The sequence below is a fragment of the Candidatus Protofrankia californiensis genome, from assembly GCF_900634765.1.
GTDB lineage: Bacteria > Actinomycetota > Actinomycetes > Frankiales > Frankiaceae > Protofrankia > Protofrankia californiensis.
Genome location: NZ_CAAAFT010000366.1, coordinates 2,305 through 13,914, shown reverse-complemented (window position 1 = coordinate 13,914; position 11,610 = coordinate 2,305). Strand labels below are relative to the sequence as shown.

The window sequence follows — 11,610 nt, the reverse complement described above, 5'->3', positions numbered from 1 at the left end:
TTGTTGCGTGAGCTTTGTCAACGTTGCACGGACTGGGACTTCCGCAACAACCGGGAGCGCGGCGCGATCGAGGACGATGTCGCAGTCGTCGGGGACCGGCGTATTCCCGAGAACCTGGCTGTCGGTGCCGCGTGGGCGCTGGGAATGGTGGACGCGAGCGGGCCGACGGTCGCGAGCGCGTCGCATCTCGTCGTTCTCGCCGGCGCGGTGCGCGCCAACGTCAACCGCCTGCATCGTGCCCGGTTGTTCCAGCGCTGCAATTCCCGCCTTGACGAGCTCGTTGTTACTACGGCCGCCCGTGATCTTTCCGTTGCCGAACGGAGCCAGGCAAACGCGCTGGGTCTCGACGAATGGTTGCTTCCAGGTCGTCGGATGACGACCGAAGGAGACGCTGTCGTTGCTGCGGTCCGTGCCGCCTATGGGCTACGTGAGTTTCCGGAGATCGCCGGCAGGCTTCCTGACAGGGGGGACAGCGAAGAACGGACAGCTGTTGCCCGGCTACGGTGGCCGGGTGCGACGGTTCTTGTGACACCGTCGGCCGCTCCGAATGCCCGACGGGCGAACACGTTCGACCAGCTGACGCACTGGCGCACCGAAAATCCCCTGACGCCGCACGACCATGTGGTTGCAATCACCACTCAGATCTATGTGCCTTACCAGCAGCTCGTCGCGATCAGGGCACTTGGTATACCGACCCGGTGCGGTGTCACGGTGGCCGGAGTCGATGCCGCGACCTCGGTTACGCCGACGAAGGTTTTCGGCTCTCGCGACTACCTGCAGGAGATCCGGTCATTTTTCCTTGCGGCCGCGACACTGGTTGAAGATATTGATGCAGGCTGACGATCGCCTCATCCCGACATTTGGCAACCGGCCGCCCGGTGCGGCGGGGGTTCGGGCGGTCAGGGCGCGTCCGGTAGCAGGACGTTCGGGTTGAGGATGCCGGCGGGGTCGAGAGCCTGCTTGATGCGGCGGAACGCCGCGATCTCGCTGGGCGAGCGGTTCAGTGGTAGCCAACGGCGTTTCGCGGTGCCGATCCCGTGCTCCGTGCTGATGCTGCCGCCGTTGTCGGCGACGAGCCCGAACACGGCGTCCTCGATCCGTCGATCCTCGGCCTCTCCGCCGGTGCCGGTGACGTTGACATGCACGTTGCCCTCGGCAACGTGACCGAACAGCCAGGTCCTCGCCTCGGGGGCGATCCCCGTGACGGTGGCCGGGACCGTCTCGACGAACGAGGGCAGGACAGCCAGCGGCAAGGTGACGTCCATCTTCACGGGCGTGCCGAAGGTGCTGATCGATTCGGTGTGGCGTTCCCGGTAGGCCCACAGGGCGCGGCAGCCGCGTGCGTCGCCCGCCAGTGACGCGTCCTGTACTCCCGGCAGACCGGCAACGGCGTCCGCCAGCGTTTCCAGGACGGTGGCTCGACCAGCCGAGCCGGTACCGGTGATACCTCTACCGGCGATGTTCCTGCTGGCGGTGCCGCTGCCCGGGATGCCCCCGACGGCGGTGCCGCTGCCCACCGCGTATGCGCCGGTCTTGTCCGCGATCTCGATAAGGAGATATGCCGCGTGCCTTCCCCGCAGTGGCCGGGAGAGGTGGCACGCGCGTATCACCAGGTCCAGGCCGGGGGAGAGCATGAACTCGGCCGCCGCGAGCGCGGGCAGGCCGTTGCGCAGCAGGGATGCCGCGGTGACGGCCTGTTCCACCGAGGCGAAGCCGAGCAGGCCGACCGCCCGCGCCCGGGTGGCCGGTACCAGCCGGACCCGCACCGCCGTGACGACGCCGAGAGTCCCTTCGCTGCCCGCGAGCAGGGACGGCAGGTGGTAGCCGGTGTTGTCCCTGGGGAGGCCGGCAAGGTGGGAGATGATGCTGCCGTCACCCACAACGGCCTCCACGCCGAGCAACTGGGCTCTGGTGTCCCCGTGTTGCAGGACCCGCAGACCCCCGGCGTTCGTCGCGACGGTACCGCCGACCGTGGCGCTGTCCCGGCTCGCGAGGTCCACGCCGTACGCAAGGCCGGCGGCGGAGGCCGCAGCGTGTAGGGCACTGACCAGTACTCCCGCGCCGACGGTGGCCTGCGCGGCCGCCGCGTCGACCGACAGGGTGTCGGTGAGCCCACGCAGGCTCAGCACGATCTCCCCGCGGGTCGGGACACCGCCACCGACGAGCCCGGTGTTGCCGCCCTGGGGCACCAGCGGGGTTTCGTGCCTTGCGCAGATCTCGACGACCGCTGCCACCCCGGCGGTGTTCGCCGGCCGGACCACGGCGGCCGTCCGCCCGACGAAGCGCCCGGTCCAGTCCCCGACATAGCCGGCCATGATGTCGGGGTCGGTCAGCACGGGCGTGTCGCCTATCGCATCACGCAGTGTTTCCAGTACGTGGTCTCGGGCCATGGTTCAGGCTCTTCCTCGTGATCTCTTTGTCGTAGCCGGCGTGGCGGCAGGATGAGCCGGCAGGTTCGGCCGGACAACACGTACCACTGTTGTGATGATCTGCTACTTCGCATACATGGGCGACTCCGCAAGGTTGATTTTTTGATCGGCGCGTACAGCGGTCTGCCAGTTGGTGCCCGACACGCCCTCGACGGTCGGTGTCGAAAAGGCCGCCGGCATGGACTATTCGGTGGGAAGGGCGTAACCGTGCTCCGTACCGGGCCGCGTCCGTCCCGGTGATCCAGGGATTCAGGGGCAGCGAGAGGACGTGCTGGGGCGTGGTGTCGGGGTGAGCGGTGGGACCGGTCTGATCACAACAAGCCTGCCCCAGGCCGGTGTTTCCCGACCGGGCGGACGCGGTGGTGACGACACCCGGGTGCCCGTGCTGGCCCGGCCGCTTGCGTCCTACTACCTTCTGCTGTTTTCTGCCGGTCTGCTGTTGCTGCTTGGTCTGATCATGGTGCTTTCCGCCTCCAGCGTGCGTGCCTTCGAGGAGCTGGGTTCCCCGTATGCGGTGTTCGCCCGCCAGGCGACCTGGGTGGGCATCGGGATGCCCCTGCTGGTGCTGAGCAGCCGCCTGCCGGTACGGGTGTTTCGGCTGTTGGCCTACCCTGCAATGATCGTTTCCTTGGTGTTGCTGTTGGTCGTGTTGACGCCGCAGTTCGGCAAGTCGCTCAACGGCGCCCAGCGGTGGATCGAGCTCGGGCCGTACACACTGCAGCCCAGCGAGATCGCAAAGCTCGCTCTCGTGCTGTGGGGTGCCGATCTGCTGGTGCGCAAACGCAAGCTGCTGGGGGACTGGAAGCACCTGCTGGTTCCGCTCGTTCCCGGTGCCCTCCTGATCTCCGTGTTGATCATGCTTGAGCCGGACATGGGCACGACGATCGTGGTGCTCACGATCCTGCTCACCCTGTTGTGGGTGGTCGGGACGCCACTGCGGGTGTTCGTCGTGATCAACGGAGTGATCCTGCTGGTCGGAACCGTACTGGCCGTCAGCGAGCCTTACCGGTTGGAGCGGTTGCTGTCCTATCGTGATCCCTTTGCAGACGCCCACGACACCGGCTTCCAGGCGGTGCAAGGCCTGTACGCGCTGGCCTCGGGGGGCTGGTGGGGGGAGGGGCTCGGAGCCTCCCGGGAGAAGTGGCCCGGGCTGCTTCCCAACGCCCACACCGACTTCATCCTCGCCATCATCGGAGAGGAACTGGGTCTTCTCGGCACGCTGGTCGTCGTCATGCTCTTCGCCGTTCTCGGGTTCGCCGGCATCCGGGTCGCCCACCGCAGCACCGACCCATTCATCCAGCTCGCCGCCGCGGCGGCCACCGGATGGATCCTCGGCCAGGCACTGGTCAACATGGGAGCCGTGGTGGGTCTTCTCCCGATCACCGGCATCCCCCTGCCGTTGGTCTCCTTCGGAGGCTCCGCGCTGATCCCGACGATGCTCACGGTGGGCATGCTGCTGTCGTTCGCCCGCAACGAACCGGCGGCCGCCGCGCTGATCAGTTCTCGGGCGGCGGCCCGGCGCGGCGCGCGGGACCGTGAGGCTGCGGACGGTCACCGAGGGCACCGTAGCGGGCGTGATGTGAGCCGGACGCCTTGACGCGTCGACGGTCAGTGGGAAAAGTGGTTCACATGTCAATCGGAATGCGCCTGATCCGGCGCCGCTGCGTCGACTTCGCTCGCAGCAGCAGTTGTCTGTGTCGTTAGAGCCTGGCGCGTTCGTTCTTCCGATCATCTTTCGTGAGTGAGTACCCGATGACGAGCGCCCGGTGACAGGGCGTTCGATCGACCGGGCTTTTTCCCACTCGTGAGTGCGGATGCCGTTCCTTTGGACGGCGCCTCCGACGGTCGCCGTCCCCGCTGGCCATCCGGCATCGGGATCATCTTTTCTGGTGCACCGCCGGAGGCCGTGGAAAGGACAGGCTGGCCGAAGGCGGCCCGATGATCTTTTGGTGCGCCGCCGGAGGCCCGGAAAAGGACAGGTAGCCCTATGACGTCCCAGAGCATGGCGCCGTTGGAACTGCATGCCGACGTGGTCATCGTCGGTGGCGGACTGGCCGGTACATGGGCGGCCCTGGCCGCTGCCCGTCAGGGCGGCGTGGTCGTGCTGGCGGAAAAAGGCTACTGCGGGACGAGCGGGGTGACGGCGACCGCCGGTGTGGGCCACTGGTGGGTGCCGCCGGACCGGCAGGCTCGAGCCGAAGCGTTACGGGAACGCCAGGCCAGGGCCTTCGGCCTGGGCGAGGAAAGCTGGATGAGCCGTATTCTCTCCCAGACCTGGGAGCTGCTGCCCACCATCGGCGGGGCGTTTCGCTTTCCCACGGATGACGACGGGGTCACCCAGTATCGGACGGTGCGGGGCCCGGAGTACCTGCGGGCCATGCGTCGGCTGGTCAAGCGCGCGGGGGTGCGCATCCTCGATCAGAGCCCTGTGCTCGAGCTGCTCGTCCATGTCGACGGCTCGGTGGCGGGCGTCCGCGGTGTGCAGCGGCAGGCCGGTGTGGACTACCAGGTCAATGCCGGCGCGGTCGTGCTGTCGACCGGCGGGTGCGGTTTTGCCTCTCGGTTACTCGGCTCGCAGAACAACACCGGGGACGGATATCTGATGGCGGTCGAGGCGGGGGCCGAGCTGTCCGGTATGGAGTTCTCCAGCTATTACACGCTGTCTCCGGCGTGGTCGACGATGACCCGGTCGATGTCCTATCTGTTCGGTACCTATTTCGACGCCGACGGTAACGAAATTATCTCGGATGGGCCGCTGCGCCCTGAGATTCTGGCCCGGGCGATGCTGGCCGGCCCCGTGTACACCCGGCTTGACCGCGCTCCGGAACGCATCCAGCGGCAGATGCCGAGAGTGCAGCCCAACTTCATGCTCCCGTTCGACCGGAAGGGGATCAATCCGTACACCGACCTGTTCGAGGTCACCTTGCGCTGTGAGGGAACGATCCGCGGCACAGGGGGCCTGCGGATCGTCGACGACGACTGCTCGACCACGGTGCCGGGGCTGTTCGCCGCCGGTGACGCGGCCACCCGGGAGCTGGTGGCCGGCGCCACGTCCGGAGGTGGCGCTCAGAACTCCGCGTGGGCGCTGTCGTCGGGGACCTGGGCGGGTCGGGCGGCCGTCGCCTACGCGCGCCGGGCCGTTCGTGGCACCGGCACACCGGCCGTGGCAGCGGGCGGCGTGGGGCTGCGGCCCCGGCGGGAGGCCCGACCGGTGGACACCCGGGCGGTGGTCGCCGCCGTCCAGGCCGAGATGCATCCCTACGACAAGAACATGTTCCGCTCCGCCGACCGGCTGCGCGCGTCCCTGTCCGAGCTGGACGCGGCCTGGGACGAGGTGAGCGGGCACCTGCGGGCAACCGGCGTGGACGCGATACGGGCGCGGGAGGCCGCGGCGCTCGTGGCTTCGGCCCGGTGGTCCTACACCGCGGCGCTCGCCCGCGAGGAGAGCCGGGGCATGCACCAGCGCGAGGACACCCCCGCGACCGACGACAGCTTCACCCACCGCATCCTCGTGGGGGGTCTGGACCGGATCTGGATCTCCCCGGAGCGCGGATCCGGATCAACAGATCTCGCCGATCTCGCCGATGCCACCGAAGGGATCGCGTCATGATCGAAATCCTGCTCGCCGACCGGTGCACCAAGTGCAACATCTGCGTCCGGGTCTGCCCGACCAACGTCTTCGACGCCGTGGCCGGCGAGGTACCGGTGATCGCACGTCAGGAGGACTGCCAGACCTGCTTCATGTGCGAGATCTACTGCCCGGTGGACGCCCTGTTCGTCGACCCGGACTGTGACGGTCCGGTCGAGGTCTCCCCAGCCGAGATCGCCGCAACCGACTGGCCCGGTCAGTATCGCCGCGACTCCGGTTGGGGCCGGTGGCGCCATGTTCACCGCAACGAGAGCTGGCGGATGGGGCCGATCTTCGCCGAGGCGTTCGAGATTCTCGGCATCCCCCGCCCGCCGTCCTTCCCGCCGGATACACAAAAGGCCGCGCCCCCCTCGGTGCCGGACACAGAGCAGGTACGGGACGCGCAGTAGACCCGGGATCCGGAGCAGGCACGGAGTCCGGGGCAGAAGCGGGACGCGGGGCGTGTGCGGCGGGGACAGCGGGGACAATATGGCTATGAGCGACGACGAGTCGGTCGAGGCGATCCTTCCGGGACCGGTTCGGCTCGCCCGCCGGATGGGTGAGGTCGGGACGTGGGTGATGCGCGACCCGCTACGGCTCGGCGAGGTCGCCGACGTCATCTCGCTGGCCGGTGGGCTGCCCGCCGGGGAGACCCTGCCCGCCGTGGAGATCGGTGAGGCCGTGACTCAGGTGGTGACGTCGAGGCAGGCGGTGACCGCCCTGCAGTATTCCTCCGCCGAAGGGCTCCCCGAGCTGCGTGCCTGGATAGCCGACCGGGCCTCGGCGGACCGCGGGCGGCCGGTCGACCCCGGTCAGGTCGTGGTGACCGCGGGTGGGCTACAGGGGCTTGATGTGATTGCCCGCGTCCTGCTCGACCCGGGTGATCTCGTCGCCGTCGAGGAACCGGTGTTCCCCGGTTCGCTGCACTGCCTGGAGATGTACCAGCCGGAGTTCCTCGCGGTTCCCGTGGACGACGACGGGATGGACGTCAGCGCGCTCGCCGAGCGGCTGGCCGGTGGCCTGCGTCCCAAACTCGTCTACACGGTCGCGACCTTCCACAACCCGACCGGAGTCACGCTCTCCGCTCCCCGGCGGCGGGAGCTCGCCGACCTGGCCGAGCGCTTCGAGTTCATGGTGGTCGAGGACGAGCCGTACACGGCGCTGCGTTTCCGCGGTGATCCGTTACGTCCGGTCGCGGCCTACAGCGACAATGTGATCACCATCGGATCCTTCTCCAAGACGCTGGGCCCGGGTCTGCGGGCCGGTTGGGTGGTTGTCCCGCCCGCGTTCGCCGGTGCGGTGGGCCGTGCCAAGCGCTGGTCGGACCTGCACACCTCGACCCTGCTGCAGTACACCCTGGTCACGCTCCTGGGCCGGGACGGCTGGTTCGACGCCCACCTGGCCCGGCTACCGGCCGTCTACGGGCAGCGTTGCGCGGCGCTGCGGGACGCCGTGGCCAGGTACCTGCCCGGTGTCCTGGAGGTCAACGACCCGGCCGGCGGGTTGTTCGTCTGGGGGCGTGTCGTCGCGGGGCTGTCCGCGGACGATCTGCTCGACGCCGCGATCCGCGCTGGGGTCAGCTACGTCTGCGGCCCGCAGTTCGCCGTGTACAACCCGGATCCCGCGACGCTGCGGATGTCGTTCGCGGGTAACTCCCCGCAACGCCTCGAGCTTGCCGCGCGCCGCCTGGCCGATGCCGCGACGACCGTACTCGGACGGTGACTCCGAGCGCGCGGACGGGGTGATGATCGCACGTTCTCCGGCCAGACGACTGGCCAGGACAGGTCTCGGTAACCCCAGAAGGCTTTCAGCAACCTACGAAAGGCTCTCAGTAGCCGAGCGTGGGATCGACGAGCCCGATCAGTGGCTGCCCGGCCCGGTAGCGCAGCAGGTTCTCGCGGAACCGCCGGGCAATGGCCTGCTCCAGGCGTGGGGCCCAGCCCGAGACGTGCGGGCTGATCCGTACCCGGGGGTGGTCGAACAGCCAGTGGCCGGCCGGCAGGGGATCCGGAACGGTCACGTCGAGGCTGGCCGCCCGGACCCGCCCGTCGTCAAGGGCGGGCCGCAGCGCATCCTGGTCGACGAGGGTGCCGCGGGCGATGTTCAGCAGGTGCACGCCGGGCTTCACCTGGCGCAATGTGGTCTCGTTGATGATGTGGCGGGTTTCGGGTGTGGCTGCGGCGCTGAGCAGCACGGCGTCACTGACCGACAGCAGGCTTGCGAGATCGGGTAGCAGCCGGACGCCGTCCACCGGAGTCGGCCTGTCCCGCCGCCGTACCGCCACCACGTCGACTTCGAGTGCGAGCGCCCGCCGGGCCACCGCCTGCCCGATCTCCCCGAGTCCGACGATCCCCAATGTCGAACCGGCGAGCAGACCGCCCACAGGCGGCCGGGCATACGTGACCGGTGCACTGATCCAGGGATCACGCCTGGCTTCGGTGAGCAGCGCGGTCACCACCCACTCGCTGATCTGCGTGGCGTGCAGGCCGCGGGAGCACGTCACGGTAGGTGCTGACAGCAGCCAGGACGGGTAGCTGTCGATCCCGGCGGAGACGGTGTGTACCCACTCGACACCGGTGAACCAGGCCGTCGGCTGTTCGGTCTGCAGGCCTGGGCCGGTCAACAGGATCTGCGGCCGGCGTACCGGATCTCCCTCCACGGGAACATCGACGATCTCGATATCGGGTTCGTCCCCGAGCACGTCGTCAAGGGCCCGCCGGATGGCGGTGCCCCACTGCGGGGACAGCTGGATTCCGAGTACCAGGGCGTGCGGACCAGCCTGTACCGGTACCTCGGCCTGGTGTGCGGCCGGTGCGCTCACGCTCATCATGTGATCCCTTCACCCGTCCGGGCGACCGGCGCACGGATCCGGACACGGCGGACATGGTTGTAGTGCACCACCATTTCGGACGTGATGTCCACAGCCGACCAGATCGGTAGACAAAGTTGAAATATCCCGTTGACATGTCTCTTCCCACCGGGTCAGGGCCGGGGGCGCGCGGCGCTGTCATACAGGCTGACCTGCGCATCTGTACTGGACCCGTACACGCGGGTACGCCACCGCGTCCTGATCCGGCGGGCCGTCCCGCTGGCAGGGCTTGTAGTGATCCGGGGGAATCCGGTAGCTGCATAATCGGCGGGTGTCGCCGTTGACGGCGGGGCGGCCGCGGCCGGTGGTGGTACCCGGGGAGTGATCCACGACAGAGATGTGCCATCGTCGTGGGCGATGCTGAGGAGTGTGGTACTCGCCGGCGGTGGCACGGCGGGTCATGTCGAACCGGCGCTGGCCGTTGCGGACGCCCTGCGGGCCGCTGATCCACGGATGCGTCTGACCCTGTTGGGGACGGAATCCGGGCTGGAGGCCAGACTCGTGCCCGCTCGTGGGTACGAGCTTGCGACAGTGCCGAAGGTGCCGCTGCCACGCCGGCCCACGCCGTCCCTGCTCGCTGTTCCCGGCCGGCTCGCCGGGGCGGTCAGCCAGGCGTCGGCGACGCTCGCCCGGGTGCGTGCGGACGTGGTTGTGGGCTTCGGCGGGTACGTGTCCGTCCCCGCCTACCTGGCCGCGCGCCGGGCGGGCATCCCGATCGTCGTGCACGAGGCGAACCCGCTGCCAGGTGTCGCCAACCGGATCGGCGCCCGGTTCACCTCTTATGTCGCGGTGTCCTATCCGAACACGCCGCTGCGTGGCGGACAGCTCACCGGCATTCCGCTGCGCCCGGAGATTCTGCGCCTGGACCGCTCCCCGGCGGCGGCGCGGGCCGCGCGGGTCGGCTACGGCCTTGATCCCGACCGGTCGACGCTGCTGGTCTTCGGCGGGTCCCAGGGCGCCCGGCGGCTCAACGACGTGATCAGCTCGGTAGCCAGGGAGATCACGGCGAGCGGGGTCCAGGTCCTGCACGCGGCCGGGCCCAAGAACGCCGACACGGTGCTCGCGGCACTGCCGGCGGACCTGGCCGCGCCCTACGTCGTGCGGCCGTATCTGGACCACATGGCGTCGGCCTACGCGGCCGCGGACATGGCGCTGTGCCGCTCCGGCGCGATGACCTGCGCGGAGCTTGCCGCGGTGGGCCTGCCTGCCGTCTACGTCCCGCTTCCGCACGGCAACGGCGAGCAGCGGCGTAACGCCCTGCCGACCGTGGAGGCCGGCGGTGGCCTCATGGTCGACGACGCCGACCTGTCCGCGCAGTGGGTCAGTGCGGAACTGCTGCCCGTGCTGACCTCCGCCGAGCGGCTGGCGAAGATGTCGGCGGCGTGCGCCGGTTCCGGGCATCCCGACGCCGCAGACATGATCGTCTCGATGATCCGGGAGGCTGCGGCGTCCCGCCGGCGGCAACCGGCGCGCCACGCGGCCCCCTGAGGCTCCGTCCTGGACGGAGGATGGGGCAAGATGTCACTGTGACAGCTCCGGCTCTACCGGATGAGTTCGACCGCGTCCACCTCGTCGGGATCGGCGGCGCCGGCATGAGCGGGTTGGCGCGGCTGTTGGTGCGGCGCGGCGCGTCCGTGTCCGGAAGCGACGCCAGGGACACCCGTCGGCTGGCCGCATTGCGGGCGCTCGGCGCTGTGGTGACTATCGGTCATGATCCGGCCCATCTCGGGGACGCCCGTACCGTGATCTTCTCCCGGGCGATTCCGGACGGAAACCCCGAGGTCGAGGAGGCGAGAAGGCGCGGCCTGCATGTCGTCTCCCGGTCCGCCGCGCTCGCAGCGCTGATGCGGGGTTCGCGCGGGTTGGCCGTCGCCGGGACCCATGGGAAGACGACGACCACCCTGATGGCCACCGTTGCACTGCAGGCATGCGGCGCCGACCCGTCGTTCGTGATCGGAAGTGACATCAACGAGGCCGGCTCCAACGCGCATGCCGGGACCGGCGAGATCTTCGTCGCCGAGGCGGACGAGAGCGACGGCGGATTCCTGCTCCTCGAACCGTCCGGTGCGATCGTCACCAATGTCGAAGCCGACCATCTCGACTACTACCGCCGGCCCGAGGACGTCGAGATCGCGTTCTCGCGGTTCGTCGACGGGGTCGACCCGAACGGTTTCGTGGTGGCCTGCGTGGACGATCCGGGCGCCGCCCGGCTCGTCGCCGCATTGCGGGAACGGGAACGCGACGGCGGGAAGGCACCGCGGGTCACCACCTACGGCGAGTCGGTGGACGCCCACGTCCGGGTGGAGCTGCCGATGGTCTCCGCCACCGGCTCAACCTGCGAGGTGGTCGTCCGCGGGCGGCGCCTGGGTGAGCTGAGCCTGCGGGTGCCCGGCCGGCACAATCTACGCAACGCCGCCGGGGCGCTCGCCGCCGGGCTGGAGCTCGGCCTGCCCGCCGCCGGCCTGCTGGAGGGGCTCGCCGGGTTCGCCGGTGCCCGCCGCCGCTTCGAGACCAAGGGCACCGCGGGCGGCGTCCGGGTGATCGACGACTACGCCAACCACCCGACCAAACTCGTCTGCGTGCTGCGGACCGCGCGTGACGTCGCCGACGGCGGCAGCGTGGTGGTGGCCTTCCAGCCGCACCTCTACAGCCGGACGGCGGCCTTCGCCTCCGAGTTCGGCGTT

At 69.3% G+C, this 11,610-nt stretch carries 9 protein-coding genes; 7 read left to right on the top strand and 2 right to left on the bottom strand.

Going from position 1 to position 11,610, the window contains the following annotated elements; genetic code table 11:
* Positions 1–840: hypothetical protein (locus tag DD1DGNOD_RS27280; RefSeq protein WP_165036878.1), on the top strand; the 840-nt coding region annotated here is incomplete at its 5' end.
* Positions 841–899: 59 nt separating this feature from the next.
* On the opposite strand, the gene DD1DGNOD_RS18845 is transcribed toward DD1DGNOD_RS27280, so the two are convergent.
* The gene (locus tag DD1DGNOD_RS18845; RefSeq protein WP_131767803.1) at positions 900–2,390 is read right to left on the bottom strand and encodes an FAD-binding oxidoreductase; all 1,491 of its coding nucleotides are present in this window, start codon (positions 2,388–2,390) and stop codon (positions 900–902) included.
* A gap of 307 nt (positions 2,391–2,697) precedes the next feature.
* On the opposite strand from DD1DGNOD_RS18845, the gene ftsW reads away from it, so the two are divergent.
* The 4 genes from ftsW to DD1DGNOD_RS18825 all read left to right on the top strand — a co-directional run bounded on the left by ftsW (position 2,698) and on the right by DD1DGNOD_RS18825 (position 7,779).
* Complete coding sequence (gene ftsW, locus DD1DGNOD_RS18840) at positions 2,698–4,026, top strand: putative lipid II flippase FtsW (RefSeq protein ID WP_241255832.1); 1,329 nt, start codon at positions 2,698–2,700, stop codon at positions 4,024–4,026.
* 390 nt (positions 4,027–4,416) lie between these two features.
* Complete coding sequence (locus DD1DGNOD_RS18835; RefSeq protein ID WP_131770735.1) at positions 4,417–6,039, top strand: FAD-dependent oxidoreductase; 1,623 nt, start codon at positions 4,417–4,419, stop codon at positions 6,037–6,039.
* Positions 6,036–6,467 (top strand): 4Fe-4S dicluster domain-containing protein, encoded by a 432-nt coding sequence (locus DD1DGNOD_RS18830; protein WP_131767801.1) that lies wholly within the window; start codon positions 6,036–6,038, stop codon positions 6,465–6,467. Before DD1DGNOD_RS18835 ends, DD1DGNOD_RS18830 begins: the two co-directional genes overlap by 4 nt.
* 85 nt (positions 6,468–6,552) lie before the next feature.
* The gene (locus tag DD1DGNOD_RS18825; RefSeq protein WP_165035131.1) at positions 6,553–7,779 is read left to right on the top strand and encodes a PLP-dependent aminotransferase family protein; all 1,227 of its coding nucleotides are present in this window, start codon (positions 6,553–6,555) and stop codon (positions 7,777–7,779) included.
* Between the two features lie 106 nt (positions 7,780–7,885).
* Here the strand turns inward: DD1DGNOD_RS18825 and DD1DGNOD_RS18820 are convergent, their stop codons facing one another.
* Positions 7,886–8,878 carry an NAD(P)-dependent oxidoreductase gene (locus DD1DGNOD_RS18820; protein WP_165036876.1) on the bottom strand — a complete coding sequence of 331 codons (993 nt, stop codon included), beginning with the start codon at positions 8,876–8,878 and terminating at the stop codon, positions 7,886–7,888.
* Between the two features lie 405 nt (positions 8,879–9,283).
* On the opposite strand from DD1DGNOD_RS18820, the gene murG reads away from it, so the two are divergent.
* Together murG and murC are read left to right on the top strand one after the other, a co-directional pair.
* A complete protein-coding gene (gene murG / locus DD1DGNOD_RS18815) occupies positions 9,284–10,414 on the top strand; it encodes an undecaprenyldiphospho-muramoylpentapeptide beta-N-acetylglucosaminyltransferase (protein WP_131770734.1) in 1,131 nt (376 codons plus the stop codon).
* 38 nt (positions 10,415–10,452) lie between these two features.
* A partial coding sequence (gene murC, locus DD1DGNOD_RS18810) for a UDP-N-acetylmuramate--L-alanine ligase (protein WP_241255831.1) occupies positions 10,453–11,610 on the top strand: 1,158 nt, incomplete at its 3' end.

Bases quoted from the DNA above. Each gene is read 5' to 3' on its own strand.
- DD1DGNOD_RS18845 (WP_131767803.1), bottom strand. From the start codon at position 2,390: ATGGCCCGAGACCACGTACTGGAAACACTGCGTGATGCGATAGGCGAC.
- DD1DGNOD_RS18835 (WP_131770735.1), top strand. From the start codon at position 4,417: ATGACGTCCCAGAGCATGGCGCCGTTGGAACTGCATGCCGACGTGGTC.
- DD1DGNOD_RS18830 (WP_131767801.1), top strand. From the start codon at position 6,036: ATGATCGAAATCCTGCTCGCCGACCGGTGCACCAAGTGCAACATCTGC.
- DD1DGNOD_RS18825 (WP_165035131.1), top strand. From the start codon at position 6,553: ATGAGCGACGACGAGTCGGTCGAGGCGATCCTTCCGGGACCGGTTCGG.
- murG (WP_131770734.1), top strand. From the start codon at position 9,284: ATGCTGAGGAGTGTGGTACTCGCCGGCGGTGGCACGGCGGGTCATGTC.